Genomic DNA, 26,290 nt, shown 5'->3' on the forward strand with positions numbered 1-26,290 from the left:
CGCGCGGTCATATTACCCCCGGGTAAAGTGAAGTTAACTGCAAAGGAAAGAAGGCCAACAGTGGTTCATCATGCACCGGTTGATCGAACTCAGGCCGCGCAATCCAATGCCGGCCCGGGCCGCGCCGCCGGCCAGCGTTCCGCCAGGCTGCCGCGGGACGAGCGCCGGGCCCAGCTGCTGGCCGCCGCCCAGGAGGTTTTTGTCGCGAACGGGTACCACGGCGCCGCGATGGACGAGATCGCGGAAACGGCGCACGTCAGCAAGCCCGTGCTCTACCAGCACTTCCCGTCGAAGCGTGAGCTGTACCTTGCCCTGCTGGACAGCCATCTCGAAGCACTGACCGAGCTCATGCTCGGGGCAATGAGCTCCACCACGGACAACAAGGAACGCGTGCAGGCCGTCATGCGTGCCTACTTCCGTTTCATCGACAGCGACGACCAGGCGCACCGGCTGGTGTTCGAGTCCGACCTGATCAACGACGCCGACGTCAGCTCGCGCCTGGAGACGTTCAACAAGACCTTCGCCGAGGCCATAGCGCGGATCATCGCCGAGGACACCAAGCTCCCGCTGCTGGAGGCCCAGCTGCTGGGACGAGGGCTTGCGGGCATGGCCCAGGTCAGCGCGCGCTACTGGCTCGAAACGGACGGAAACCTCGACCTCGATGTAGCCAGCGACCTGATTTACCGTTTAGCTTGGCGCGGAATCTCTCGCTTCCCCAAAGAGACCTAGACTACAACTGAAACTACCTTTGAAATTTCAACCTTGACTGGCTGGGAGGCCTTGCTGTGGAAGTAAAGATCGGCATTCAGAACGTCGGCCGTGAAATTGTGCTGGAATCGGCTCAGGATGCTGACGCTGTGGCCAAAGTAGTGGCCGAAGCCATCGCCAAGGGCAGCGAGCTGCGCCTGAACGACGAGAAGGGCCGCCAGATCATCATCCCGGCAAACGTCCTCGGCTACGTCGAAATCGGCGCAGAGGAAGTGCGCCGGGTCGGCTTCGGCGCACTGTAGGCCGAGCCGTGCTGTCCCTCGTGATCGTGGTCCTGGTGACCGCTGCTGCCGGGTTCATCGTCTGGGCCAACGACCGGCGCCACACCAAGTACGGCATCCTCGTGCCGGCAGGCACCGCTGCTTCGGTGGGCATGCTCGCCTGGATCATCTGTATCTGGGCGGGGCTGGGCTACCAGCCGGGCCTGACGTGGCTGCCGTGGGTCATCCCCATGGCGGCCGGGACGGCTGCTGCCCTGGCGGTGGCGGTCTACCTGGGCCGGGCACGCGCCAAGCAGGACACCCAGCGGCTGACGGCAGCGCTGAAAATCTAACCACGGCAGGACTAGGCCGGCGCCACGTCCGCTGGGATCAGAGACCACCACCCAAGCGGGTGCGTGGTCGCTGTCCTTTAAGGCCGGTCGGCTCCCACGCTAGACGCGATCGATTGAGCTACTCTATACATCCGCCGATGTACCGTTGAAGCACCTCTTCGCGGCGGCGACGATCACCTACAACGTCGTTGAAGCCGCGGTGGCCCTGCGGGCCGGCGGCGTCGCGGACTCATCGGCACTTATCGGGTTCGGGCTGGACTCGGTAATCGAGGTCACCTCCGCCGTTGCCCTGTCATGGCAGTTCTCCTCCAAGGACCCTGAGCACCGGGAACACGTCACGCTGCGGATCATCGCCCTGTCCTTCTTCGCGCTGGCGGCCTTCGTCTCCGTTGACGCCATCCGCTCCCTCACCGGGGGCGGGGAGGCCCAGCACTCGACCCCCCGGGATCGTGATCGCCGCGCTGAGCCTGGCCATCATGCCCGTTCTGTCCTGGCTGCAGCGCCGGGCCGGGCCGGCCGTGAGCTGGGCTCAAGGACAGCCGTGGCCGACTCCAAACAGACGCTGCTGTGCACCTACCTCTCCGCTGTCCTGTTGATCGGCCCCGTCCTGAACAGCACACTGGGCTGGTGGTGGGCCGACGCCGGCGCCGCCCTTGTGATCGCGGCGATCGCCGTCCCTGAAGGTGTCAACGCGTGGCGCGGAGACGTCTGCTGCACGGTCCCCCATCCAGTGCCCGGTGAACACCAGGAAGCATCGTCTGGGCCTGCCGCGGACGGCTGCTGCGACGGCTGCACAGCATCAGAACCAGCGCCTGCGCCGCAGGTACTGGGCCTGCCGCTGACCCGCCGGGACCACTAAGGAGCGGATCCAGAACTCGGACCGCGGCCTTCCTCGGTGTGCAGGCAGAGCCTGTTCCCTTGGGCATCAGTGACCACCACCCAGTTGGGTGCGTGGTCACTGTTCATCTGCGCCCCCGTTGCCGCGGTCTTCTCCAGTACGGGTGCCGACTCGGCCTTGGAGCGGTGGACGTCCAGATGGAGGCGGTTGTCGTTCGGCGCCGGCGTCTCCTGGAACCAGAGGCGGGGGCCGCGCCCGTAGGGGTCAACCAGGTCCCCGGACCGCCCCTTCCGGTAGCCGAGGGCTACCCGCCAGACCTCGGAAATTTCCGCCGCGTCAGCCGTGTCGATGCCGATGTCCACCGACCGGTACAGGCCGGGCTGGGCTTCGGCGCCTGCCGCTGAGGCGGCATCGCTGACGGACGCGGCAGCGCGGCTATCCCGCGCGGACACCTCGCCGCCGACGTCGTGGGAACTGAACCGGATGAACACCCGGTTGTAGCGCCAGTCCAGGTCCGGATGGTGGTCCATGTCCTCTGCCACGCGCCCGACGGCGGCTATCAGCTCAAGCGCGACGGCCGCCGTCGGCGTCTTATAGATAGTGACAAGCCCGCCGAGGTGGTAGCGCCAGTCGGGCAGCCCGGCGAGCGCTTCGTCGATCTGGGCTCGGGTGAGGATATCGTCGTTGGCGGCCACAACTGGCTCCTTGGCAGTACCTGTTGAGCCGGCCGCGCACCGCGGACAGGGGTTGGCCGGGCTTAGAGGAACTCCGCCCGGCCCTCCATGGCCGACGACGCCAAGGCATGCTCGCGGCGCGGGATCCGCCCGGCCGCACGCGCCAGCCTACCGGCGATCACGGAGTGTTTGAAGGCCTCAGCCATGAGTGCGGGATTCTGGGCCCGCGACACGGCGGTGGCCAGCAGCACGGCGTCGCACCCGAGTTCCATGGCCAGGGCCGCGTCCGAGGCCGTCCCGATCCCTGCGTCCAGGACCACGGGAACGGAGGCCCGCGACACGATCAGCTCGATGTTGTGCGGATTGAGGATGCCCAGGCCCGTGCCGATCGGCGCTCCCAGCGGCATGACGGCCGATGCACCCAGGTTCTCCAGCCGCAGCGCCAAAACGGGATCGTCATTGGTGTAGGCGAAGACCTTGAAGCCCCGGTTGACCAGCTGCTCGGTGGCGTCCACCAGCTCCACGGCATCAGGCAGGAGCGTGTGCTCATCGGCGATGACTTCGAGCTTGACCCAGTCGGTCTCCAGCGCTTCACGGGCCAGCTCCGCCGTCATGACAGCGTCCCGGGCCGTGAAGCAGCCGGCGGTGTTGGGGAGCACGCGGATGTTGTGGTCCACCAGCAGCTGGAACAGCGAGCCGGTTTCGGCAGGCGAGTAGCGCCGCATCGCGACGGTGGTCAGCTGGGTGCCGGACGCGAGCAGCGCCGCACCCAGACCGTCCAGGCTTGGAGCGCCTCCGGTGCCCATGATGAGCCGCGAGGTCAGCTCCACCCCGTCAATGACCAGGCTGTCTGCTGTTTCAATCATTGTTTCTGCCATCGTCCTCATCCTCCCTGGACTGCCGTGACAAGTTCGATCTCGTCGCCGTCGGCGAGTGCCGTGGCATGCCACTGGCTGCGCGGCACGACGGCCGAGTTGCGGGCCACCGCCACGCCCAGCCGCTGGCCGTCGGCGGCCTGCCCGCTGGCGGCCAGCTTGCGCCCCGTGACCTGGGTGACGAGTGAGGTGACGGACGCGCCGTCACTGACTTCCTGTTCGACGCCGTTCAATGTGATGTTCATGCTGGTTCCTTGTTCTGGTCAAATGTGACGCGGGTCAAATGCTGAGTGCAGCGGCTGATCCCAGGGGGTCCGGGAGCCCGGGTGAAAACCGGCCCGGCCGGAAGGCGGCCCAGCGCGGATCGGTGATGCCGTCCATGAGCTGGCGGCAGATGGCCGCGGCGGCCGGGGTCAGCAGGACGCCGTGGCGGAAGAAGCCGGTGGCGATGATGAGGCCCGGCACGTCCGTGCCGGCATCCTGCCCGCACGCCGGCACCCGGCCCAGCAGGGGGGCATTGTCCGGCGTGCCGGGCCGTGCCCGGGCGGTGGCTTCGAGCAGCTCCAGTTCGGCGACTGCCGGCAGCAGCGCCTGGGCGTCCCGCAGCAGCTGGTAGACGCCTCCGGCGCTGGTGCCCGGCACACCGTCCTCACGCTGGGTGGCGCCGATCACCACCGTGCCGTCCTTGCGGGGCACCACGTACACCGGCACGCCCCGCACCATTCCGCGGACTGTCGCGGTGAGCAGGGGCTGCAGGTGTTCGGGCACCCTGAGCCTGAGGATGTCTCCGTAGACCGGACGCAGCGGCAGCTGCAGGCCTTCCGGGAGATTCTGCAGGCGCGCCGCCGCCAAGCCATTGGCCACCAGCGTTTCGGCCGCCCTCACGGTTCCGCCGCCGGCCAGCCGGACCCCGCAGACCCCTGCGCCGTCCCAGAGCAGGCCGGCGGCGTGCTCCCGCACCGCGTATCCCTCTGCTGCCGCATTTTCCTGACGTTGCGCGGCCAGCTCGGCAGCAAGGGCCCGGACAAGTCTGCGCGGATCCACCTGGTGGTCCGCCGGAATGTCGAGGGCGCAGGAGATCGCGGGGCTGAGCAGCGGCTCCCGGGAACGTGCCTCACGGATGGTCAGCGGTTCAACGTTGAGGCCGTGGGCCCGCTGCACTTCCCGCAGGTCCATCAGGGCCCGGCGGTCGGCCGGATCGGCACCCACCGCCAGGGTCGGCGTCGTCAGGTAGCCGGCGTCACCGCCGGCGGTGAGCGTGGCCGCAAACTCAGGCCATCTGGCGGAGGACTCCAGCATCAGCTCCAGGAGCCCTTCCTCCTGGTAATGCAGTTCGCTGACCGGGGCGAGCATGCCGGCCGCAGCCCAGCTTGCACCGCTGCCCGGGGCCTCATCGACGAGTACCACCGAACGGCCGGAGCGGCGTGCCTCCCAGGCGATGCCGTGGCCAACCACTCCGCCGCCAATAACCGCTACATCGGCCTCAAGTCCGCCGGACTCCAGGGCTCCCGCGGAGCGCTCGTCGCCTCCGGTTTCAGGGGTCATGCAAATCCTTCCCTACGCCGGTACTAACCGGATCAGGTCAAGCGGTCGGCTCTGACGCCCTCTCAGCCCTGCGTCTTTATGACAGCAGTAACGGGCTCCCGCGGTACCTGCCCAGTTTAGAGGAACTAAGGTGTTGCCATGACCGTGCACTCTGCCCACACCGCCGCCCGCCTGTACCTCTGCACCGACGCCCGCAAGGACCGCGGGGACTTCGCGGACTTTGTGGACGCGGCGTTTGCGGGCGGCGTGGATATCATCCAACTGCGGGACAAGGGCATCGAGGCGGCCGAGGAACTCGAGTTGCTGGAAGTAGTCCATGCCGCCGCCCGCAGGCACGGCCGGCTGTGGGCTGTGAACGACCGCGCCGACATCGCGTCCATCGCCGGTGCACCGGTGTTCCACATCGGCCAAAAGGACCTGCCGCTGCGGGCCGCCCGGAAGCTGCTGCACGATGCCACCGTGATCGGGCTGTCCACCCACAGCACGGAACAGGTGGATGCCGCCGTCGGCGCCGCCCACGGGCGCAGTGGCCTGGATTATTTCTGCGTAGGCCCGCTGTGGGCCACCCCTACCAAGCCCGGGCGCGCCGCCGTCGGGCTCGACCTGGTGCGCTACGCGGCGGAGGCTGTCCGCACCACAAACGAGGAACGGGTCGGCGGCCTGCTGCTGCCCTGGTTCGCGATCGGCGGGATCGACCGCACGAACGTGGAGCAGGTCCTGGCGGCCGGAGCCAACCGCATCGTCGTCGTACGGGCCATCACCGAGGCGCCAGACCCGGCAGCAGCCGCGGCGGAACTGCTCGACGCCCTCGACGCAACGTCCTCGGCCGCCGTCTCGTAAGCGGAGCGGCCGGGTCGGGGGCCGGGGTTACCCGCTCAGGCCGAGCTGGACCATCCGCCGGGAGTGGTTTTCCGCGACTTCGGCCGTGATGCCCCGCACCAGCTCGCGGGCGGTGGCGTCCGTGGCACCGGGCTCCGCCTCGACGAACAGCTCGCCAAGAAAGGCGTGTTCGTGGCCCACGCGCTGGGCCTGCGTGATCGCTTCGCCGAGGAGGCGGCGGCCCCAAAGGGCCAGCCTGGACGCCAGCCGTGGATCGTCCGCCAAGGCCCCACTGAGCCGTTCCCGAAGCACGGCCGTGGCCTCTTCCGACGACTGGATCTGCTGGATGACATCACGGGTTCCGGCATCCACAAACCGGGCCACTGCCCGGTAGAAATCGGCAGAGACCGTGTCCACCACGTAGGCCTTCATCAGGGATTCGTACCAGTCCGCCGGGCGGGTCCGTTCATGGAAGTGGTCCACGGCCAGCTGGAACGGGAGCATCGCATCTTCGACGTCGACGCCCATGCCGGCCAGCTTGGCGCTTACGAGTTCGTAGTGCTGGAATTCGATGACAGCGATCCTGCCGAGCACGGCACGGTCGTGCAGCGTGGGTGAGTAACGGGCGTCGGACGAGAGCCGTTCGAACGCGGACAATTCGCCGTAGGCCATCACGCCGAACAGGTCTGCGACGAAGCGGTCGTAGCGAGCGGTGTCAGCCGAGGATGTGCCCATAATCCAAGACTAACGGCGCAATTCGGGCTAACCTGATTTTCGTGTCACATCATCGTCTGTCGCCCAGTGTCCACGAGCAGACCAACGCGCTCGCGGAGGCTCTAAGCGCGCTGCGGACGGAACTGGAGCTTCCGGGGGAATTCCCCGAGGACGTGCTCAAGGAAGCCGAAGCCGCCGTAGCCGGACGGGGATTCCCGGCGCTGGACCTGACCGGAGTGGACTTCCTCACCATCGATCCGCCGTCGTCCACCGACCTTGACCAGGCACTGTTCATCGAACGCCTCGGCGAGGGCTACCGGATCCTGTATGCCATCGCCGATGTTCCCTCGTTCGTACAGCCGGGCGGCGCCCTCGACGCCGAAACCCGCCGCCGCGGACAGACCTTCTACGCCCCGGACGGCCGGATACCACTGCACCCGGAGGTCATCAGCGAGAACGCCGGCAGCCTGCTGGCCGGGCAGCTGTGCTCCGCCTTCGTCTGGGAGTTCGAGCTCGACGCCGCCGCCGAGGTGGTGTCCGTGCTGGTGCGCCGGGCCGCCGTGCGCAGCCGGGCCAAACTCAACTACAAGGGCGTCCAGGCAGAACTGGACGCCGGCACGGCCCCGCCCGTCCTGCAGCTCCTGCGTGAGGTGGGGCGCAAGCGCGTGGACCTGGAACGGGCCCGCGGTGGAGCCAGCCTGAACATGCCGGAACAGGAGATCGTCCAGCTTCCCGACGGCGGCTACCGGATCGTGGCGGTCCCCCAGCTTCCGGTTGAGGACTGGAACGCCCAGATTTCGCTCATGACCGGCATGGCCGCAGCTTCCCTGATGCTCAACGGCAAAGTGGGGATCCTGCGGACCATGCCTGCCCCGGATGAGCGCTCCCTCAGCCACTTCAGGCGGCAGACAGCCGCGCTGGGCAAGCCGTGGGACGGGCAGGAGACCTACGGCGAGTACCTGCGCACCCTGGACCCCACCGACCACCGGCAATTGGCCATCCTCCACGCGGCCGGCATGCTGTTCCGCGGCGCCACGTACACGCATTTCGACGGAACCGTTCCGGAGGACGCCGTCCAGTCAGCCATCGGCACGGCGTACGCCCACACCACCGCTCCGCTCCGCCGGCTCGTGGACCGGTTTGTTTTGGTCATCTGCGAGGCCCTGAGCAATGGCCTGCCGGTGCCGGCCTGGGCGCGGGAGGCGCTCCCCTCGCTGCCCGAGATCATGGCGTACTCTGACCAGTTGGCGGCAAGGATGGAACGGCTTGCCCTGGACACTGTGGAAGCCGCGCTGCTGATCAACCACATCGGGCAGGAGTTCGATGCAGTGGTGATCTCCGGGTCAAAGCCGGCCAAAAACGGCAACGGGAACGGCAGCGGCAATGCCGCAGGGAACAGCAGCGGAAACGGGAACGGCGCCAACGGCAAGGGCCTGAACGGCAAGGGCACCAACGGATCCGGCCCCTCCGGCGTGGTCCAGATCGCCGAACCGGCTGTGACGGCCAAATGTGAAGGAGAGATGGAACCCGGCACCAGGGTCCGGGTCCGGCTCGTCTCCTCGGACATCGCAACCCGTGAGGTCCGCCTCGAGCTCGTCGACTGAACCGCTCCCGCGGGCCGCAACTGTCCCCGCGGCGGCCCGAGTCAAGGAAAACACGGGTTTGCCAGTAGACTGGCTAGGTAGTAATGGATGCCCGGTCGTTGATTTCCGTAAATTGAATTCAACAAGCCCGCCCCTACGCGATCTTGAGTCACACCCGCCGGTCCCCAGTGCCGGCATTTAGATAGCCCGCGATCGGCTTCCACTGGAATTGCTTGCGCGCCTGAGCGTGCTCCGGAACGGCCCTCAAGGCCGGCCCGTTGAGCAGGCGGCGCCAATGCCCAAATGAATAAGGAAACTCCCCTGTGAGTGAATTGCATACCCACCAGCTTCTTTCCGACGACACCGGCACCGAGACCATTGAGCCGGAAGAGACCATCATCTCGGACGAGAAGCCGCACGAAATAGCCGAAAAGTCGTTCGCCGACTTCGACGTCCGCGCTGACATCGTCGAGTCCCTGGCTGACGCCGGCATCACGCACCCCTTCCCGATCCAGGCCATGACGCTGCCCGTCGCGCTGTCCGGCCACGACATCATCGGCCAGGCCAAGACCGGCACGGGCAAGACCCTCGGCTTCGGCATTCCCGCGTTGCAGCGCGTGGTGGGCCGCGACGACGCCGGCTTCGACAAACTGCCCGCCCCCGGTGCCCCGCAGGCCATGGTGATCGTACCCACGCGCGAGCTCGCCGTGCAGGTTGCCAACGACCTGCAGGCCGCATCCCGCAAGCGCAACGCCCGGATCGCAACGATCTACGGCGGACGCGCCTATGAGCCGCAGATCGACGCCCTGCAGAAGGGCGTCGAGGTGGTCGTCGGCACCCCGGGCCGCCTCATCGACCTCTACAAGCAGAAGCACCTGGTGCTGAAGAACGTCAAGATCGTAGTGCTGGACGAAGCTGACGAGATGCTGGACCTCGGCTTCCTGCCCGACGTCGAGACGCTGATCGCCGGCACTCCGCCGGTTCGCCAGACCCTCCTGTTCTCGGCCACGATGCCCGGCCCGGTCATAGCCATGGCCCGCCGGTACATGACGCAGCCCACCCACATCCGCGCCGCGGATCCGGACGACGAGGGCCTGACCAAGCGCGACATCCGTCAGCTCATCTACCGTGCACACAGCATGGATAAGACCGAGGTGGTCGCCCGTATCCTGCAGGCCCGCGGCCGCGGCCGCACCATCATCTTCACCAAGACCAAGCGCACCGCCGCAAAGGTTGCCGAGGAGCTCGTGGACCGCGGGTTCGCCGCCGCCGCCATCCACGGCGACCTGGGCCAGGGAGCCCGCGAGCAGGCGCTCCGCGCCTTCCGCAACAACAAGGTGGACGTCCTGGTGGCCACCGACGTCGCAGCCCGCGGCATCGACGTCGACGACGTCACGCACGTCATCAACTACCAGTGCGTCGAGGACGAGAAGATCTACCTGCACCGCGTGGGCCGCACCGGCCGAGCCGGCAACAAGGGCACCGCCGTCACGTTCGTGGACTGGGACGACATGCCGCGCTGGGGCCTCATCAACAAGGCGCTGGGGCTGAGCGTTCCCGAGCCCGTCGAAACCTACTCCTCCTCGGCCCACCTGTACGAGGACCTGGACATCCCCGAGGGCACCAAGGGCCGGCTCCCGCGCAGCAAGCGCACCCTCGCCGGCGTTGACGCCGAGGTCCTGGAGGACCTGGGCGAGACCGGCAAGAAGAACAGCCGCTCCGGCGGCCGCGATTCCGGCCGTTCCGGCAGCAGGGATGGCGGCAGCAGGGAAGGCAGCCGCCGCGGCGGTGACGCGGCCAAGCGTTCCGGTGAGCGTTCGGGCGAGCGCCGCCGTCGTTCATCAGAGTCCGGCGCGGAGGCCGGAACCGGTCCCGCTGCCACTGCGACTGTTGAAGGCGAGCAGCCGGCGCGCCCGCGCCGCAACCGCACCCGCACGCGCCGCCGCAACGGCGAAGTGGTTTCAGGCGGCGAATCCGCCAATACCGGCTCGCAGCCCGGCACCGAGGCCCCATAGCCTCAATGACTGAAACTGTCTGGGCGCCGGACGGCAGCAACCTGGTGGTGCACGCGGATAACGCGGACTTCCTCCCCACGCTGCCGGACGGCGCCTTCACACTCATTTACGTGGATCCGCCCTTCAACACCGGCCGGGCCCAGCAGCGCCAGGAAACAAGGATGGTGCTCAACGCCGACGGCGACGGCGACCGGGTGGGCTTCAAGGGCCGTTCCTACGACACGATCAAGGGCGCCCTGCACCGCTACGACGACGCCTTCAGCGACTACTGGTCCTTCCTCGAGCCGCGCCTGGTGGAGGCATGGCGGCTACTGGCCGACGACGGCACCTTATACCTGCATCTGGACTACCGCGAGGTGCACTACGCCAAGGTCATGCTGGACGCCATTTTTGGCCGTGAATGCTTCCTGAACGAGATTATCTGGGCCTACGACTACGGTGCACGCGCCAAAAACCGCTGGCCCACCAAGCACGACAACATCCTCGTCTACGTCAAAAACCCGGCCAAGTACCACTTCAACAGCGCCGAGGTGGACCGGGAGCCCTACATGGCCCCGGGGCTCGTGACGCCTGCCAAGCGTGAGCTGGGCAAGCTGCCCACGGACGTCTGGTGGCACACCATCGTCTCCCCCACAGGCAAGGAAAAGACCGGATACCCCACGCAGAAACCCGAGGGCCTGGTGCGCCGCGTGGTAGCCGCGTCCAGCCGTCCGGGTGACTGGTGCCTCGATTTCTTCGCCGGTTCCGGCACACTCGGCGCGGTTGCGGCCAAGCTGGGGCGCAGGTTCGTCTGCGTGGACCAGAACCAGCCGGCCATCGACGTCATGGCCAAGCGGCTCGGGGCGCACGCCGAGATTGCGACTTACCCGCCCGTGTAGGTAGCAGCCCAAGTAGGTAGCAGCACAGGGCGTTCCCAGCGCTGGGAACGCCCTGAAATGCTACTTACTTGGGTCAGCGGACGACGACGGTGCCCGTGCCCAGCTCCTCGATCCGGTCGAGGACGTCCGGGGCGGTCAGGTTCTCGCCCAGCCGGTTCGGCTTGCCCAGGCCGTGATAGTCCGAGGACCCGGTTACCACCAGCCCGTGCTGGGCGGCCAGCTTCCGCAGGAACTCCCGGCCATCCTCGGGGTTGTCCCGGTGATTGACCTCCAAACCGGCCAGCCCGGCGTCGATCATGTCGTGGTACGTGCTTTCGCCCACCACCCGCCCGCGTGAAGAGGCGACAGGGTGGGCAAAGACGGGAACGCCGCCGGCCTCGCGGACCAGTTCGACGGCGAGGGCCGGCTCCGGCGCGTAGTGCTGCACGAAATAGCGCGAATGGGAGGTAAGGATCGAGGTGAAGGCCTCGGAACGGTCCGCTACCACTCCCGCCGCCACCAGGGCGTCGGCGATGTGCGGGCGTCCCAAGGTGGCCCCCGGCGCCACATGGTGGATCACGTCGTCCCAGGTCAGCGGGTAGTCCTCGGCGAGCAGGGTGACCATGCGTTCGGCGCGGGTCAGGCGGGCGTCCCTGGCCTTCGTAATTTCCTCGAGCAGGCCCGGGTGCGCGGGGTCGTGCAGGTAGCTCAGGAGGTGGACGCTGATCCCGTGCTCCGTCCGGCAGGAAATCTCCATGCCGGGCACCAGCGCCACGCCGTTGTCAATCGCCGCCCGGGACGCTTCCGCCCAGCCGTCCGTGGAGTCGTGGTCCGTCAGCGCAATGACGTTCAGCCCCGCCGCCGCCGCGGCCGCCATGACCTCCGCCGGTGTCTCCGTGCCGTCGGAAATATTCGAGTGCGCGTGCAGATCTATCCTCACCAGCCCAGCCTAGTAGATGGGGCGCCCCTGTGGCCGGGATGGGCGTGATTCTCCCTCCCGCGCCGGTGTTGGCCTAAGCCGCTCGGCTGGTGAGACTATTGGACGGTGAACGATGCAGACAACACCCACAACGGTGAAAACACAGCTTCCCAGCCCCTGGAAGAGCGCGTCAACAACCGCTCCCAGCGGCCCAGTTCCGCCGCTTTCAAGGCCTTCATGGCCAGCAACTGGGCGCCTGCGCCGCAGGTGACCCCTGAACGGGACGCCGTCGCCAGCCACGCCGCGAGGAGGCGCCGTGCCATCTCCGACCAGTTCAAGGGTGAACGCCTGGTGCTTCCGGCCGGGCCCCTGAAGGTGCGCTCCAACGACTGCGACTACCGTTTCCGGCCGCACTCCGGCTTCGCCCACCTCACCGGCCTCGGTCTGGACCATGAGCCCGACGCCGTGCTCATCTTCGAACCTGTCGGGGAGGGAAAGGGCGACGACGGCGGCAACCACCGCGCCACGCTCTACTTCCGGCCGCTGGCCGGGCGTGACACCGAACAGTTCTACGCCGACGCGCGGTCGGGCGAGTTCTGGATCGGGGCGCGGCCCACGCTGGCCGAGTTTGAGGCCCGGCTGGGAATCCCCACCGCCCACATCGACGAACTTGAGATGGCCGTCACCAAGAACGTCGGTGCCCCCGAAATCGGCGGCATCTCCGTCCGACTGGTGCGCAAGGTGGATGAAAACATCGACGCCCTCGTGGATACCGCCCGCTACAACACCGCCAAGGATCCGGACAACCTGGACCTTGGTGTGCTGGACGCCCTCGACGAGAAGCTGTCCGAGGCACTCTCCGAGCTGCGGCTGACCAAGGACGAGTGGGAAGTCGAGCAGATGAAGACCGCGGTGGCCGCCACTGTTGAAGGCTTCACCGAAGTGGTCAAGGCCCTGCCCCGCGCCCTGACGCACTTCCGCGGTGAACGCGTGGTGGAGGGCGCCTTCTTCGCCCGCGCCCGGGAGGAAGGCAACGAACTCGGCTACGACACCATCGCCGCCTCCGGCAACAACGCCACGGTGCTCCACTGGACCCGCAACACGGGCAAGGTCAATGCCGGGGAGCTCCTCCTGCTGGACGCCGGCGTCGAGGCCGATTCGCTCTACACCGCGGACATCACCCGCACGCTCCCGGCCAACGGCACGTTCTCGGACATGCAGCGCAAAATCTACGACGCGGTCCTGGACGCTGCCGACGCCGGCTTTGCGGCCGCGCGGATCGGCGTGAAGTTCCGCGACATCCACACCGCCGCCACCACAATCCTCGCGGAGCGGCTTGCGGAATGGGGCCTGCTCCCGGTCTCCGTCGAGGAGGCCCTCGGCGAGGACGGCCAGCAGCACCGGCGCTGGATGCCGCACGGCACCAGCCACCACCTCGGCCTCGACGTCCACGACTGCGCCCAGGCCAAGCGGGAACTCTACCTGGACGGAGTGCTGCGGGAGGGAATGGTTTTCACCATCGAACCGGGCCTGTACTTCAAGCAGGAAGACCTCGCCATTCCCGAGGAGTACCGCGGCATTGGCGTGCGCATCGAGGACGACATCCTGATGACGGCCGAGGGCCCCGTGAACCTCAGCGCGGCGCTCCCCCGCACAGCGGACGACGTCGAGGCCTGGATGGCAGGCATCTACCAGGAGATCGACGCCAAGGGTTAAGTGAACAAACAAAAAAGGGACGGCCACCGGATGAACCGGTGGCCGTCCCTTTTCTGCTGTCCCTGGTTCTGCGGTCCAGGGTTACTGCTGCTGTCCGTCCCGGCCCTGCTCGGCCTGGTTCGGATCCACGCGCACACCGTACTGCGGGCGGCCATCCGGCAGGTCCGGGTAGCGGACTGCCGACGCCGGGCGCTGGCCTGTTGCCGGCCCGCCCTCTGCGTTGTGGCTCTGCTGCTTGGTGCCGGCCTGCTGATTAGCCCCGTACTGCGGCTCGCCGTCGTACGGCTGGCCCTGCTGGCCTGCGCCGTATTGCTGGCCTGCGCCGGATTGCTGGCCTGTGCCGGATTGCTGGCTGGGGTCCTGCGGCTGACCGCCCTGCGCGTGCTGGCCTGTGCCGTGCTGCACGCCGGCGTCCTGGCCGCGCTGGCCGTAGGGATCGTTCCAGCCCGCCGGCCGCTGCGGCGCCTGCCCCTGGGACGGGCCCTGCGGGGGTCCCTGGTGCCGGCCCGTCTGCTGGTAGGGCTGGTTCTGGTAGTCGTGCTGGTTCTGGTAGTCCTGCTGGGTGTGGGACGCCGGGCGCGCGCCAGGGGTGGCGTCGGACGGCGTCATCGGGAGCTGCTGGAGCAGCCGGCGCGCCTCGTGGGCCGCTTCGAAGGCCACGACGACGTCGTAATTGGTGGCCACCACCTGGCTGGTGGACGTGAAGTCGCGCTTGCCGCGCTGCATGGCATAGGTGACGATCCCGAACAGCATGAAGAACGCCGCACCCATCAGCACCGAGCTGATGATGGAGAACGTCCCGCCCGCTGGCGTAAAGAAGGACAGCATGACGCCGACGAAGAGGCCGAACCACATGCCGCTCAGGGCACCGGAGAGCGCCACACGCGGGTAGCTAAGCCGGCCCGTCACCCGCTCCACCATCTTGAGGTCGTTCCCCACGATGGAGACCAGATGCACCGGGAACTGCTGGTCGGCGAGGTAGTCCACGGCCTTTTGGGCGTCCAGGTAAGAGGTATACGAGCCGACCGTGTCCCCCGTGGGGACAGTCTTCGACTCGTCCGAGCCGTTGGGCGCAGCCTTCGGAGCACCAAAAATGTTAGCCATAACCCCATTCTTGCCCATAAGGATGGGTGAAAGCTGAAAATTCAGCTAAAAGAGAGCAGACTCGGTAGCCTGTAGAGGTGAGCACGAATCCTACCCGCGTCTTTGTCGCGCGCCTCCTGGGACTGGACGTCTTCGACCCGTTGGGCGACCGTCTGGGGCGGCTGCGTGACGTCGTCGTGCTCTCCCGCGGAACCCGGGGCGCCCCGCACGTGGTGGGCATCGTCGTCGAAGTTCCCGGCAAGAAGCGCGTCTTCGTCCCCATGACCCGCATCACCTCCATTGACCAGACGCAGGTCATCTGCACGGGCCTGGTCAACCTCCGGCGCTTCGAACAGCGCGGCGCAGAGACCCTGGTGGTGGCCGAAATGTTCGACCGCCGCGTGACCCTGACGGACGGCAGCGGCGACGCCACCATCGAGGACATCGCCATGGACCAGCACCGCTCGGGCGACTGGTTCGTGAGCAAGCTGTTCGTCCGGCGCGGCCACTCCCTGGCGCCGCTGAGCAGGCTGCGCCGCAACGAAACCATGATCATCGACTGGGCCGACGCGCACCAGGGGGCCAAGACAGAACCGCAGGCAGCCACCCAGTTCGTGGCCAACCACGAGGACCTCAAGCCAGCTGACTTCGCCGAGGCACTGCAGGAAATGAGCGACAAGCGGCGCTTCGAGGTGGCCAGCGAACTGCAGGATGAGCGGCTCGCGGACGTCCTGCAGGAGCTGCCCGAGGACGACCAGGTGGAAATCCTCTCCGCCCTCGACGTCCAGCGCGCCGCAGACGTCCTCGAGGAGATGGACCCCGACGATGCCGCCGACCTCCTCGGCGAGCTGCCGTCCGCCCAGGCGGAGGAACTCCTTCAGCTGATGGAGCCCGAAGGCGCCGAGGACGTCCGGCGCCTCCTCGAATACGACGAGGACACCGCCGGCGGCCTCATGACCCCCGTCCCGGTCATCCTGCCGCCCGAAGCCACGGTAGCGGAGGCCCTCGCCCACGTCCGGCGCGAGGAACTCTCCCCCGCCCTCGCCTCGTCCATCTTCATCGCCCGTCCTCCGCTGGAAACCCCGACCGGCCGGTTCCTCGGTGTGGTGCACATCCAGCAGCTGCTGCGCTTCCCGCCGTTCGAGTCGCTGGGCAACCTCGTGGACAAGAACCTGGAGCCACTCTCGGACCTGGCCCACATCAGCGAAGTCGCGCGCACCCTCGCCACGTACAACCTGAACTCCCTTCCGGTGGTCAACCAAGCCGGCCGGCTGGTGGGGGCAGTGACCGTTGACGACGTCCTGGACCATCTGCTGCCCGACGACTGGCGGGCCAACGACGGCGAGGCCCCGGTCAGGAAGCTTGGTGGCCGCATTGGCTGAAAATACGGCAAAGGCAGCGCGACCCGGCGGAAAGCCGGCAGGCCAGGGAAGCCTGGACACGCCGCTGAGCGGCCGCCAGCGCATCCTCCCCAAGTTCTCGCCCAACCCTGATGCGTTTGGCCATGCGACGGAGGGCTTCGCCCGCTTCATGGGCACGCCGCAGTTCCTGCTCTACATGACCGTGTTCTGTGTCTTCTGGCTGGCATGGAATACCTTCGCGCCCACGGCCTGGCAGTTCGACAAGGTGGAACTCGGGTTCACGCTGCTGACGCTGATGCTGTCCCTGCAGGCCTCCTACGCAGCGCCGCTGCTGCTCCTCGCGCAGAACCGCCAGGACGACCGCGACCGCGTGTCCCTGCAGCAGGACCGCCAGCGGGCGGAGCGCAACCTGTCGGATACCGAATACCTCACGCGGGAACTGGCCTCACTGCGGATCGCGCTGCGTGAAGTGGCCACCCGTGACTACGTCCGGGCGGAACTGCGCAGCCTTTTGGAGGACCTGCTGGAGGCCCAGGAGGAGCTCCGCACGCACGAACCCTCCGGGCCCGGAAGCCACGAATCGCCGCGCGAACTGGTCCGGGAAAAGCTGAAGGAGAAGCGGGAAAAGCAACGCAATCCCCGCACGCAGCAGATCCCCAAGGTCAAGTCCGAAAAAACGCGGCAGGGCCGGGCAGCCCACCGACCCACCCCTCCGGAAAGCTGAGCACCACGGCATGAGCACCACCCTCCTCCCGGCAGTCAACGCTGCCCTGGCAACCGTCATCGATCCGGAACTCCGGCGCCCCATCACGGAGCTGGGCATGGTTGATTCGGTGGAGATCTCCGACGACGGGACCGTCCGCCTGGCGGTGCTGCTCACCATTGCCGGCTGCCCCCTGCGCGACACCATCACCAGGGACTCCGAGGCCGCGCTGCTGGACGTGCCAGGCGTCACCGCGGTGGAGGTGGACCTCAAGGTCATGACACAGGCGCAGCGCGACGCGCTGAAGGAGCAGCTCCGCGGCCCCGGCGGTGAGCGCGGCATCCCGTTCAACCAGCCGGGATCCCTCACCAAGGTCTTCGCGGTGGCCAGCGGCAAGGGCGGTGTGGGAAAGTCGTCGGTGACGGTGAACCTTGCCTGTTCCCTCGCGGCACAGGGGCTGCGCGTGGGCATCGTGGACGCCGACGTGTACGGTTTCTCAGTGCCGGCCCTGATGGGGATCACCCAGGCCCCCACCCGCGTGGACGACATGATCCTCCCGCCTGTGGCGTACGGCGTGAAAGTCATTTCCATCGGCATGTTTGTCACCGGCAACCAGCCTGTGGCCTGGCGCGGACCCATGCTGCACCGGGCCCTCGAGCAGTTCCTCACCGATGTCTACTTCGGCGACCTTGATGCGCTGTTCCTGGACCTCCCGCCGGGCACCGGCGACATCGCCATCTCGGTGGCGCAGCTGCTGCCCAAGGCCGAGATCCTGGTGGTCACCACTCCCCAGGCCGCAGCGGCCGACGTCGCAGAGCGTGCCGGCGCCATCGCCACCCAAACTGGGCAGACGGTTGCCGGGGTCATCGAGAACATGTCGTTCCTGGAAATGCCCGACGGCGGCCGGATGGAATTGTTCGGCGCCGGCGGCGGGGAGGTGCTCGCCGAGAGGCTCAGCGCGTCGACCGGCACTGACGTGCCGCTGCTGGGCCAGATTCCGCTGGACATTCTCCTGCGCGAAGGCGGCGACTCGGGCAAGCCTATCGTCCTAGGCGGCCCGGACACTCCGGCAGCAGTGGCGCTGTCCGGCATCGCCGGGAAGCTCGCGGCCAGGCCGCGGGGGCTGGCCGGGATGAAGCTGGACGTCCAGCCCCGCTGATTGACGGGCCCGCTGATTGCGGCTGCCGACGCCGCTGACGGAGGCTGCCGAAATCCGGGCTAGGTGGCCTCGGAATCGAAGGGTGCCGCTTCGCCGTAGGGCAACTGCTCGATGATGCGCGCGGGCCGCTCCTCGGTGGAGGAAGCGGCAGCTGATGCCGCAGCGGCAACTGCCGCCGGACCGCCGGCACTGACCGGCTTGGTGTCGTCCTCAAGGAGAGCTTCCTTGATGATGCGCCGCGGATCGTACTGGCGGGGGTCGTACTTCTTCCAGTCGACGTCATCGATGTCGATGCCGACTTCTTCCTTGATCTGCTCCCGCGCGCCGGAGGCCATCCGACGCACTTCCCGGACAAGGTTTGCAAGTTTCTGGGTGTATTCGGGCAGCCGCTGGGGGCCGATCACCAGAATGCCGATGAGCAGCAGAAGGATAAACTCCGGGCCGTTGATTCCAAACACTTTAGGAAGATTACCCTTTCCGGGCAGGCAGTGACGATTTCGACCCGGCCCGCTCCCTCTGGGGGCATGCCGCTGGAATACGGAAGCGTCTCAAAGCCCAAACTGGCGGGCTATTTTACGGAGGCCGCGTTCGACCCGGTCGACGACACCTTCCTGCGCCGCGCTACTGTCTCCGGCCGTGTCGGTCCCTGCGGCCAGACCCGGCCCGGCCACGCTTCCGGGCGCTGCGAGCATCGGCAAAGCATCGTCGGCCGAACTGGCGGGCAGGTCCGACACGTAAGTGAAGGTGCTCCGTGGTGTCTGGTAGATCGCGCTCCACGGTGGCCCCGCCTTGACCCAGACCCGGCCGTCCGCCGTCGCTCCCGGCACGTCAGCGGCCAGGTAACCGTCGTTTCCCGCCGGATGGCCGGTCAGAGGGTTGACCGGGGACGGCGCAGCCGGCAACCCCTGGTGCTGTTCCAGAATCCTCGCCGTATGCTGCCCGTCAGTGAGGCGCAGCTCCACGGTGGGCCGGCCTGCCAGGACCGTCGTGCTGGCAGACACCAGGCGGAAACCCATGGCACGCAGTTCAGGGCAGGTCCAGCCGGAGGACCGCAGCGCGGCGAGGCGGCTGTCAGTTCCCGGGGAATGCCCGGACTGGCCATAGAGCGAGGCCGTGCCCGTGGCGTACTGCCCGGGTTCACCGGCAACCGTGTACGCTCCGGCGGCGACCGCCCCTGCTGCCACCACGGCTACCCCGCCGGCCAGCCCCGCCAGCATCATCCGGCGGGGCCGGGCAACGGGGGCCGGCGCCATGGCTAATTGCTGGGTGCGGAGCAGGAGCCGCGCTGTCAGTTCGTCACTGGCGGCCGGGACTGCGGCAGTACGGAGCCGCTCAATGTACTGGCGCTGCCGGTGTAGGGCGCTGGCACATTCGGCGCACGCACGGAGGTGTTCCGCTGTCTGCGGATGCCGTCCGCCGGCAAGCGGCGGCAACCCTGTGTTTTGTCTGAGCCCCTCCAGCAAGCGATGTAGCCGACGCATGTCGCCGATCAGAGAACGCCGGCGATGCGGGGCAACTTCAGCCGCGGCTTGCGCGCCTGCTGTGGGCGCGGATCCCGGTGGGCAAGCTTTTCGCGGAGCATGGTCCGGCCACGGTGGATGCGTGAACGCACGGTGCCCAGCTTCACGCCCAGGGCCTCGGCAACTTCGTCGTACGACAGTCCCTCAAGGTCGCACAGGACGACGGCGGCACGGAAGTCCGGCGGAAGTTCCTCGAGGGCGGCCTGGACGTCGAGATCCAGGTTGTTGAGTTCGAAGCTTTGCTCGGGGCCGGGTTCACGGCCGGGCAGCCGTGACTCGGCGTCCTCGGCCAGCGCGTCAAAGCGGATCCGGCTCTTGCGCCGTGCCTGGTCCAGGAAGAGGTTGGTGGTGATCCGGTGCAGCCAGCCGTCCAGGGTTCCCGGTTTGAAATTTTCCAGAGAGCGGAAGACGCGGACGAACACCTCCTGGGTGAGGTCCTCGGCGTCGTACTTGTTACCGGTGAGCCGGTAGGCGAGCCTGTAAACCTTGGCGGAGTGGTTGGTGACCACTTCTTCCCACGTGGGCATGGCCCACTCGGCAGCTTGCTCTTCAGTTGCAGGGACAGGTGCCGCAACGGATGCTGACATCGTCCACTCCCCTCGTGGATGTAATAACGCCTGACGTGCTTTACATCATTGGTTCGGCGCCGATCACCACTTGGATGAGCGGATTATTATCATGTCAAAGTTGGCTGGGAATTTCCTGACTGCGGGGCCCCTCTTTGCTAAAGGCGCAACTTCTGGCCCGCAGTTCATGCCGGCATTCCGTAAATTTTCGTCACCCTCCGCCGGTCAACAGAACAGTAGCCGCCATCACAGGCGTGCCCGCTGTCACTTGCCCCTCGGGCGCCGTCCAACCAAGTACGCTGTAATAACATGCCCCCTGCCGCCCAGAAAGCGAAATCCATGAGCGCCGATAAGTCCACGAGCTGGTCCTATGCAGAAGATCTGCCTGCCGAGGATGAGGTCCTGCTGCGCGCCCGGGAGCGTTCGTTCGAGCTTGGCGTGACACCCATCGGCCGTGGCGTTGGCGCCGTGCTGACTGTGCTGGCGGCGGCATCCAAGGCACAGACCGCCGTCGAGATCGGTACCGGCGCCGGCGTCTCGGGCGTCTGCCTGCTCCGCGGCCTCGGTCCGCAGGCCGTGCTCACCACCATTGACGTGGACGTCGAGCACCTGAAGGCCGCCCGGGAGGCGTTCCAGGAGTCAGGCAGCCCGGCCAACCGCACGCGCACCATTTCCGGCCGCGCCGGTGATGTCCTGCCGAGGCTTACCGACGCCGCCTATGACCTCGTCTTCATCGACGGCGACAAGCCCAACTTTCCCCGCTACGTGGAGCAGGCCGTACGCCTGCTCAAGACCGGCGGTCTCCTGATCGTCAATGACGCCCTGGACAAGGACCGGGTATCCAACCCCGCAGCCCGCGACGCAACCACCGTTGTACTGCGCCAGGTGGGCAGGGCCGTGCGCGACGACGACCGGCTGGCTTCGGCCATGCTCCCCACCGGTGACGGGCTGCTGGTAGCGGTCAAGAAATAGGCCGACGGCTGGCTCAAGCGGGCCGGCGGCCTGGTCCAGGCAGGCCCGAAAGACAAAAAGGCAGGGCCCGCAGCTTTCGGCTGCGGGCCCTGCCTTTACTCTTATTCGGTGACGCCGACGAGGCAGTCCTTGAGGTTGGCCGCCTCTGCGGCATTAAGTTCAACCACGAGCCGGCCCCCGCCTTCGAGCGGCACACGCATGATCAGGCTGCGGCCCTCCTTGGTTACTTCCATAGGGCCGTCGCCGGTACGTGGTTTCATAGCCGCCATGAGGAATATCCCCTCCAGTAGTCCCAGGACCGAGCAGCCCGGCCGGGCTGAGTCCGCGTAGTCAAAACAAAGCCGCTCTGGCGGTCCTTTCGGCAGCCGCCATGGCTGAACAATGCCAATGCTTTTTGTCCTTGCTTATTACCTATTATCCTGTAATTACCCGCCTGTAGCTAATCGATGGAGAATCCGTTCGCCTGCGGATTCCTGCGCCCTCTTGCGGCTGATCTGGGGAAACCTGTACGGCAACCTACGGCCCGTCACGGCGGATAGTCCCCTCCGCCCGGCAGTTGCGCCCACGCCCAGAGCCATACCACCCACACGATCTGCAGAAGAACAAACATCGTGATCACCGCGCCACGGTAGGCCCGCGACCGGGAAACGAGTGCGGCAGCCAGGGCAAGCGGAAACAGTGGCAGCAGCATGCGGAAGGTGCTGGTCTGCGGGTGCAAGAACACCACGAGGTACCCCATGTAGCACACACACCACAGCCGGAGTTCCGTGCCCAGCCGGCGCACCGGCGGCGAGGCCATCAGGAGCCCGAACACCGCCACGAAGACGAACGGTGCCACAAGCCCCAGCACCGGCCCGAACAGCAGGACACCGGTGTCGAACCAGGGTTTGAAGGGCACCAGGTCGTGTCCGCGCCAGACGGTCTCGGTCTTCGTGTACGCCGCGATGTCGCCGGTGGCAGCCCACGCGATGGCGGGCCACGCGAGGGCCCCTGCACCGCTCACGGCGGTCAGCCCGGCGAGGGACCACAGTTCGTTCCGGCTGTGGATCCGGCACCCCTTGGCGGCCCCTCCGTGGTTCCGCGCCTCAAGCCATGCCTCACTGGCACGGAACAGGAACAAGATCCCCATGGTCGCAGCGAACGGAACTCCCGTGGGCCGGGAAAGGCACATGGCCAGGACCACGGGAATGGCCCACAGGTAGTGACGCCGGACCACCAGCAACAGTGCCGCGGCCAGCAGCAGGAGGTTCAGGGATTCCGCGTAAGGCACTTGGAGCACCGGCGAGACGGGAAAACGGAGAAGAACGCGGCACCCCACAGGGCCGGCCCGTGGGCTGCCTTGGCGCGGAACAGCAGATAAACCACCAGCGAGGCCGCCAGTCCGGCGAGCATCGCGATCAGGATGAGGGCGGCGGCGGGGCCCATGCCCGTGGCAGCGGAGAGCATCCGCCCCAGCGTTGGAAACAGCGGATAGAACGCCCAGGTGTTCTCCTGCACGTTGCCGGCAGCATCCACCGGCAGTTCGTTCGGGTACCCGCCGGTCATGACGGACTCGTACCACCGCGCGTCCCAGATGTTGATGAAGTTCCAGTAGTCGGGCTTGGCCGGGAACCAGGGGTTGAATCCCTGGTGCAGGGCGGCCGACATGAAGATGCAGCCACTTACCAGCCGCGCGGCCAGGTACACCGCGGCCACCTGGGCCCACCACGGCCAGCGGACCAGGCGGCCGCCGAGCCGCGCCGCGGCGGCCCGGAACGCCCTGTCCAGCCGCGTCCCGTTCAGCCGCGTCCCGTTCAAGCGCGTTCCGCGATGCGGCGACGGGGGTTCGGCGGTTGCTGGCGGCACGGGGCCCGGAGGCGGCATTGGGGAGCTCACGTCCGATCCTCGGCGGCCGGCCGTTCGGCGGCGGCCAGTTGTTCGGCGGTGGCCAGTTGTTCTGCGGGGGCCAATTCGGCGGCAGCCACAGGCTGTTCAGCGGCTGCCGAGTGCTCGGCACAGGCACGCAGCTGCTCGCGGAGGCTTTCTATTTCGGCGTTCCTGGCAGCCAGCTGGTCCCGCAGCTCGTCCAGCACCTGGTCCACCTGGTCCATCCGGTAACCCCGCAGCCCCAGCGCAAACCGGACATGGTCGACGTCGGCCGGTTTTGCGTTGTCGGGGAGCAGCACGGGTGGCAGGGACGCCACGGGTTCATCGAATCCGTCCTTGAAGCCGTCGCTCTCGAGAGGCGCGCTGGCGCGTTTCCTCCGCAGCATGCCCGCCCCGAGGTCGGTCCCGATGAGGGCGGTGGCTCCGATCAGGACGATGGCGAGGAAAACGAGGAAGAAGCTCACACCACCAATCGTGCCAGATGCAGCCCCACCGGCCGCCCTACCCACGCAGCAGCTGCCCGGGCCGTGCCCGGGCAGCTGCTACTCGGGGCGCTGGTCCTCGTCGGAGGACGGCGCCCGGACATGGCCATGGAGGACGAAATTCACGGCTTCCTCGGGTGTGTCCACCACCTGGATGAGGTCCAGGTCCTTTTCCGAGACCATTCCCTCAGCCACCAGGGTCCCCCTGATCCATTCGATCATCGGACCCCAGAAGGCGGCGCCCAGCAGGACGATCGGGAACGAGGTCACCTTCTGAGTCTGGACCAGGACCATTGCTTCGAAGAGCTCGTCAAGGGTGCCGAGGCCGCCGGGAAGGACGATGAAACCCTGGGCGTACTTCACGAACATGGTCTTCCGCGCGAAGAAATAGCGGAAGTTGATGCCGAGGTCCACCCACTGGTTCAGGCCCTGCTCGAACGGCAGCTCAATGCCGAGGCCAACGGAGACGCCGTTGCCTTCCACCGCTCCCCTGTTGGCGGCTTCCATCGAGCCCGGTCCGCCGCCGGTGATGACGGCCACGCCGGCTTCGGCCAGCTTGCGCCCCACCTCGACGCCCATGTCGTAGAACGCGCTGCCGGGCTTGGTCCGCGCGGAACCGAAAACGCTGACCGCCTGGCCCAGGTCGGAGAGGGCACCGAAGCCTTCCACAAACTCGCTTTGGATCCGCATGACCCGCCAGGGGTCGGTATGGATGAAGTGGCCCGGGCCCTTGGTGTCCAGGAGCCGCTGATCCGACATCTCCACGGCAGCCTGCTTGCGGCGCAGTTCTAGGGGCCCTTTCCTGCGGGGCTGTACTGATTTCGACGGATCTGCGTTGATGCTCATCCCCCAAGGCTAACCTGCTGACCTGCAGGTATCTCTTGAATTACGATCAGCGGGAAGTTGGCGTGATTCCGGTCATAACCGGGCAATGTTCGCTAGATTCTTACTTATGACTACTCAACTGCCCGGCGATGCACTCGTCTCTCTGAATGCCGTCAACAAGCATTACGGTCAGCTGCACGTTCTGAAGGACATCAACCTCCAGGTCCGCAAGGGCGAGGTGGTGGTGGTCATCGGACCGTCAGGTTCGGGGAAGTCCACACTGTGCCGGGCGATCAACCGGCTGGAAACCATCGACGACGGCGACATCGCCATTGACGGCAAGCAGCTGCCCGAGGAGGGCAAGGAGCTCGCCCGGCTGCGCGCCGACGTCGGCATGGTGTTCCAGTCATTCAACCTGTTCGCGCACAAGACCATCCTGGAGAACGTCACGCTTGGCCCCATCAAGGTCAAGGGCGTCTCCAAGGCGGAGGCGGACAAGGAGGCCATGGCCCTGCTCGAGCGCGTGGGCGTGGGCCACCAGGCGCCCAAGCTCCCGGCTCAGCTCTCCGGCGGCCAGCAGCAGCGTGTGGCCATCGCACGTGCCCTCGCCATGAAGCCCAAGGTCATGCTTTTTGACGAACCCACTTCTGCGCTCGACCCCGAAATGATCAACGAGGTCCTGGACGTCATGATCCAGCTGGCCAAGGAGGGCATGACCATGATCGTGGTGACCCACGAGATGGGCTTCGCCCGCAAGGCCGCCGACCGTGTGGTGTTCATGGCTGACGGACAAATCGTGGAGGACGCCACTCCCGAGGAGTTCTTCACCAATCCCCAGAGCAGCCGCGCCAAGGACTTCCTGTCCAAGCTGCTCACGCACTGACTACCGAACCAACAGTCCCCACCAGCTTCAAGACCACCCGATTTCGCACCCTGGCCGTCACCGGCGGCCGCCCAATGAAAGGAATGTCATGAAGGCATTTTTGACCCGAAGGAAATCCCTTCTGGCAGCAGCATCCGCGGCAATCGCTCTTACACTGAGCGCTTGCGGCGGCGGCGGCACCGGGACCGGCTCCAACCCCTCGCCGGTCGAGAAGCCCAGCTTTGCTGCAGGCACCACCATGGAAAAGATCGCCTCGGCCGGCAAGGTGACCATCGGCACCAAGTTCGACCAGCCGCTGTTCGGCCAGAAGGGCCTGGACGGCAAGCCTGTCGGTTTCGACGTCGAAATCGGCAAGCTGCTCGCTGCCAAGCTGGGCGTTCCCGCGGACAAGATTGAATGGGTCGAGACCGTCTCCGCCAACCGCGAGCAGTTCATCAAGCAGGGCAAGGTGGACCTGATCGTGGCCACTTACACCATCAACGACAAGCGCAAGACCGAAGTCGACTTCGCCGGCCCGTACTATGAAGCCGGCCAGGCGCTGATGGTGAACAAGGACAACACGTCCATAACCAAGCCCGAGGACGTCAAGGGCAAGAACGTCTGCTCCGTGACGGGCTCCACCCCGGCCTCCACCATCGTGGAGAAGTACGGCGCAGTCCTGGTTCCGGCCGCCACCTACTCGGGCTGCCTCGAGCCGCTCCGCAACAAGCAGGTTGAAGCCGTCACCACGGACAACGTCATCCTGGCTGGCTTCGTCAACAAGGAGCCGGACGCGTTCAAGCTGGCCTCCGACGAGACCTTCACCAAGGAGCCTTACGGCATCGGCCTGAAGAAGGGCGACACGGAGTTCCGCAACTGGGTCAACGACCAGCTGGAAAGCTTCTCCAAGGACGGCTCCTACAAGAAGGCTTGGGAAGACACGGCAGGCGCGGTCATTAAGACGGCACCGGAACTTCCGGCCATCGACCGCTACTAGAACGATCGTGGCGGTTAC

Annotated in this window: 27 protein-coding genes, 2 pseudogenes and 1 riboswitch; of the genes and pseudogenes, 15 read left to right on the forward strand and 14 right to left on the reverse strand. The window is 66.9% G+C overall.

What is annotated here, in order from left to right; all coding sequences use genetic code 11:
- The first annotated feature begins 60 nt into the window (after window positions 1-60).
- From ACHMXB_RS09940 to ACHMXB_RS09955, 4 genes and pseudogenes are all read left to right on the forward strand, one after another.
- Window positions 61-729 (forward strand): TetR/AcrR family transcriptional regulator, encoded by a 669-nt coding sequence (locus ACHMXB_RS09940; RefSeq protein ID WP_395404869.1) that lies wholly within the window; start codon window positions 61-63, stop codon window positions 727-729.
- Window positions 730-785: 56 nt separating this feature from the next.
- Window positions 786-1,010 carry a DUF3107 domain-containing protein gene (locus ACHMXB_RS09945; protein WP_003805104.1) on the forward strand — a complete coding sequence of 75 codons (225 nt, stop codon included), beginning with the start codon at window positions 786-788 and terminating at the stop codon, window positions 1,008-1,010.
- 8 nt (window positions 1,011-1,018) lie between these two features.
- Window positions 1,019-1,321 (forward strand): hypothetical protein, encoded by a 303-nt coding sequence (locus ACHMXB_RS09950; protein WP_395404871.1) that lies wholly within the window; start codon window positions 1,019-1,021, stop codon window positions 1,319-1,321.
- Between the two features lie 112 nt (window positions 1,322-1,433).
- Window positions 1,434-2,180 (forward strand): annotated as a pseudogene (locus tag ACHMXB_RS09955) (cation transporter).
- Here the strand turns inward: ACHMXB_RS09955 and ACHMXB_RS09960 are convergent.
- The 4 genes from ACHMXB_RS09960 to thiO all read right to left on the reverse strand — a co-directional run bounded on the left by ACHMXB_RS09960 (window position 2,177) and on the right by thiO (window position 5,253).
- On the reverse strand, window positions 2,177-2,854 hold the full coding sequence (locus tag ACHMXB_RS09960) for a 4a-hydroxytetrahydrobiopterin dehydratase (protein ID WP_395404873.1): 678 nt from the start codon (window positions 2,852-2,854) through the stop codon (window positions 2,177-2,179). The pseudogene ACHMXB_RS09955 and the gene ACHMXB_RS09960 overlap by 4 nt on opposite strands.
- 62 nt (window positions 2,855-2,916) lie before the next feature.
- The gene (locus tag ACHMXB_RS09965; protein WP_395404875.1) at window positions 2,917-3,699 is read right to left on the reverse strand and encodes a thiazole synthase; all 783 of its coding nucleotides are present in this window, start codon (window positions 3,697-3,699) and stop codon (window positions 2,917-2,919) included.
- 17 nt (window positions 3,700-3,716) lie between these two features.
- Window positions 3,717-3,953 (reverse strand): sulfur carrier protein ThiS, encoded by a 237-nt coding sequence (gene thiS / locus ACHMXB_RS09970; RefSeq protein WP_395404877.1) that lies wholly within the window; start codon window positions 3,951-3,953, stop codon window positions 3,717-3,719.
- A 34-nt stretch (window positions 3,954-3,987) separates the two neighbouring features.
- A complete protein-coding gene (thiO, locus tag ACHMXB_RS09975) occupies window positions 3,988-5,253 on the reverse strand; it encodes a glycine oxidase ThiO (protein ID WP_395404879.1) in 1,266 nt (421 codons plus the stop codon).
- Window positions 5,246-5,365, reverse strand: a riboswitch (TPP riboswitch). It overlaps the preceding gene by 8 nt.
- 26 nt (window positions 5,366-5,391) lie before the next feature.
- Between thiO and thiE the strand changes: the two genes are divergently transcribed.
- Window positions 5,392-6,093, forward strand: a complete 702-nt coding sequence (thiE, locus tag ACHMXB_RS09980) for a thiamine phosphate synthase (RefSeq protein ID WP_395404881.1) — start codon at window positions 5,392-5,394, stop codon at window positions 6,091-6,093.
- A 27-nt stretch (window positions 6,094-6,120) separates the two neighbouring features.
- On the opposite strand, the gene ACHMXB_RS09985 is transcribed toward thiE, so the two are convergent.
- Window positions 6,121-6,807: a ferritin-like fold-containing protein gene (locus tag ACHMXB_RS09985; RefSeq protein ID WP_395404883.1), complete on the reverse strand. Its 687-nt coding sequence runs from the start codon at window positions 6,805-6,807 to the stop codon at window positions 6,121-6,123.
- A gap of 41 nt (window positions 6,808-6,848) precedes the next feature.
- On the opposite strand from ACHMXB_RS09985, the gene ACHMXB_RS09990 reads away from it, so the two are divergent.
- The 3 genes from ACHMXB_RS09990 (at window position 6,849) to ACHMXB_RS10000 (ending at window position 11,262) form a co-directional block, all read left to right on the forward strand.
- A complete protein-coding gene (locus ACHMXB_RS09990; protein WP_395404885.1) occupies window positions 6,849-8,390 on the forward strand; it encodes an RNB domain-containing ribonuclease in 1,542 nt (513 codons plus the stop codon).
- Window positions 8,391-8,692: 302 nt separating this feature from the next.
- Entirely contained in the window at window positions 8,693-10,384 is a 1,692-nt protein-coding gene (locus tag ACHMXB_RS09995; protein WP_395404887.1) for a DEAD/DEAH box helicase, read from the forward strand.
- 5 nt (window positions 10,385-10,389) lie between these two features.
- The gene (locus ACHMXB_RS10000) at window positions 10,390-11,262 is read left to right on the forward strand and encodes a DNA-methyltransferase (protein ID WP_395404889.1); all 873 of its coding nucleotides are present in this window, start codon (window positions 10,390-10,392) and stop codon (window positions 11,260-11,262) included.
- Between the two features lie 73 nt (window positions 11,263-11,335).
- Here ACHMXB_RS10000 and ACHMXB_RS10005 read toward each other — a convergent pair whose 3' ends face one another.
- A complete protein-coding gene (locus ACHMXB_RS10005; RefSeq protein ID WP_395404891.1) occupies window positions 11,336-12,181 on the reverse strand; it encodes a PHP domain-containing protein in 846 nt (281 codons plus the stop codon).
- 105 nt (window positions 12,182-12,286) lie between these two features.
- On the opposite strand from ACHMXB_RS10005, the gene ACHMXB_RS10010 reads away from it, so the two are divergent.
- The gene (locus ACHMXB_RS10010; protein ID WP_395404893.1) at window positions 12,287-13,876 is read left to right on the forward strand and encodes an aminopeptidase P family protein; all 1,590 of its coding nucleotides are present in this window, start codon (window positions 12,287-12,289) and stop codon (window positions 13,874-13,876) included.
- A gap of 81 nt (window positions 13,877-13,957) precedes the next feature.
- Here ACHMXB_RS10010 and ACHMXB_RS10015 read toward each other — a convergent pair whose 3' ends face one another.
- Window positions 13,958-14,980, reverse strand: a complete 1,023-nt coding sequence (locus ACHMXB_RS10015; protein ID WP_395404895.1) for a general stress protein — start codon at window positions 14,978-14,980, stop codon at window positions 13,958-13,960.
- Between the two features lie 77 nt (window positions 14,981-15,057).
- Between ACHMXB_RS10015 and ACHMXB_RS10020 the strand changes: the two genes are divergently transcribed.
- From ACHMXB_RS10020 to ACHMXB_RS10030, 3 genes are read left to right on the forward strand one after another with little or no spacing between them, the layout of a single operon-like run.
- Window positions 15,058-16,341 (forward strand): magnesium transporter MgtE N-terminal domain-containing protein, encoded by a 1,284-nt coding sequence (locus ACHMXB_RS10020; protein ID WP_003805129.1) that lies wholly within the window; start codon window positions 15,058-15,060, stop codon window positions 16,339-16,341.
- The gene (locus ACHMXB_RS10025; protein WP_395404898.1) at window positions 16,325-17,044 is read left to right on the forward strand and encodes a DUF1003 domain-containing protein; all 720 of its coding nucleotides are present in this window, start codon (window positions 16,325-16,327) and stop codon (window positions 17,042-17,044) included. Before ACHMXB_RS10020 ends, ACHMXB_RS10025 begins: the two co-directional genes overlap by 17 nt.
- 10 nt (window positions 17,045-17,054) lie before the next feature.
- Window positions 17,055-18,182 (forward strand): Mrp/NBP35 family ATP-binding protein, encoded by a 1,128-nt coding sequence (locus ACHMXB_RS10030; protein WP_395404900.1) that lies wholly within the window; start codon window positions 17,055-17,057, stop codon window positions 18,180-18,182.
- A 59-nt stretch (window positions 18,183-18,241) separates the two neighbouring features.
- Here ACHMXB_RS10030 and ACHMXB_RS10035 read toward each other — a convergent pair whose 3' ends face one another.
- From ACHMXB_RS10035 to sigE, 3 genes are all read right to left on the reverse strand, one after another.
- Entirely contained in the window at window positions 18,242-18,640 is a 399-nt protein-coding gene (locus ACHMXB_RS10035; protein ID WP_395404902.1) for a twin-arginine translocase TatA/TatE family subunit, read from the reverse strand.
- Window positions 18,641-18,730: 90 nt separating this feature from the next.
- Window positions 18,731-19,435 carry an anti-sigma factor gene (locus ACHMXB_RS10040; RefSeq protein ID WP_395404904.1) on the reverse strand — a complete coding sequence of 235 codons (705 nt, stop codon included), beginning with the start codon at window positions 19,433-19,435 and terminating at the stop codon, window positions 18,731-18,733.
- Between the two features lie 236 nt (window positions 19,436-19,671).
- Entirely contained in the window at window positions 19,672-20,289 is a 618-nt protein-coding gene (sigE, locus tag ACHMXB_RS10045; protein WP_190604841.1) for an RNA polymerase sigma factor SigE, read from the reverse strand.
- Between the two features lie 318 nt (window positions 20,290-20,607).
- Here sigE and ACHMXB_RS10050 point away from each other — a divergent pair, with 318 nt between their 5' ends.
- Window positions 20,608-21,240 carry an O-methyltransferase gene (locus ACHMXB_RS10050; RefSeq protein ID WP_102973821.1) on the forward strand — a complete coding sequence of 211 codons (633 nt, stop codon included), beginning with the start codon at window positions 20,608-20,610 and terminating at the stop codon, window positions 21,238-21,240.
- A 101-nt stretch (window positions 21,241-21,341) separates the two neighbouring features.
- On the opposite strand, the gene ACHMXB_RS10055 is transcribed toward ACHMXB_RS10050, so the two are convergent.
- From ACHMXB_RS10055 to ACHMXB_RS10070, 4 genes and pseudogenes are all read right to left on the reverse strand, one after another.
- Complete coding sequence (locus ACHMXB_RS10055) at window positions 21,342-21,509, reverse strand: DUF3117 domain-containing protein (RefSeq protein WP_102973820.1); 168 nt, start codon at window positions 21,507-21,509, stop codon at window positions 21,342-21,344.
- 257 nt (window positions 21,510-21,766) lie between these two features.
- Window positions 21,767-23,115 (reverse strand): annotated as a pseudogene (locus tag ACHMXB_RS10060) (hypothetical protein).
- Entirely contained in the window at window positions 23,112-23,570 is a 459-nt protein-coding gene (locus ACHMXB_RS10065) for a DivIVA domain-containing protein (protein ID WP_395404907.1), read from the reverse strand. Before ACHMXB_RS10065 ends, ACHMXB_RS10060 begins: the two are co-directional and overlap by 4 nt.
- A 78-nt stretch (window positions 23,571-23,648) precedes the next feature.
- Entirely contained in the window at window positions 23,649-24,434 is a 786-nt protein-coding gene (locus tag ACHMXB_RS10070) for a TIGR00730 family Rossman fold protein (protein ID WP_395404909.1), read from the reverse strand.
- Window positions 24,435-24,540: 106 nt separating this feature from the next.
- On the opposite strand from ACHMXB_RS10070, the gene ACHMXB_RS10075 reads away from it, so the two are divergent.
- Entirely contained in the window at window positions 24,541-25,296 is a 756-nt protein-coding gene (locus ACHMXB_RS10075; RefSeq protein WP_190604848.1) for an amino acid ABC transporter ATP-binding protein, read from the forward strand.
- Window positions 25,297-25,384: 88 nt separating this feature from the next.
- Window positions 25,385-26,272, forward strand: a complete 888-nt coding sequence (locus ACHMXB_RS10080) for a glutamate ABC transporter substrate-binding protein (RefSeq protein ID WP_395404912.1) — start codon at window positions 25,385-25,387, stop codon at window positions 26,270-26,272.
- Window positions 26,273-26,290 lie beyond the last annotated feature (18 nt).

This window comes from Arthrobacter sp. UC242_113 (assembly GCF_044054585.1).
GTDB lineage: Bacteria > Actinomycetota > Actinomycetes > Actinomycetales > Micrococcaceae > Arthrobacter.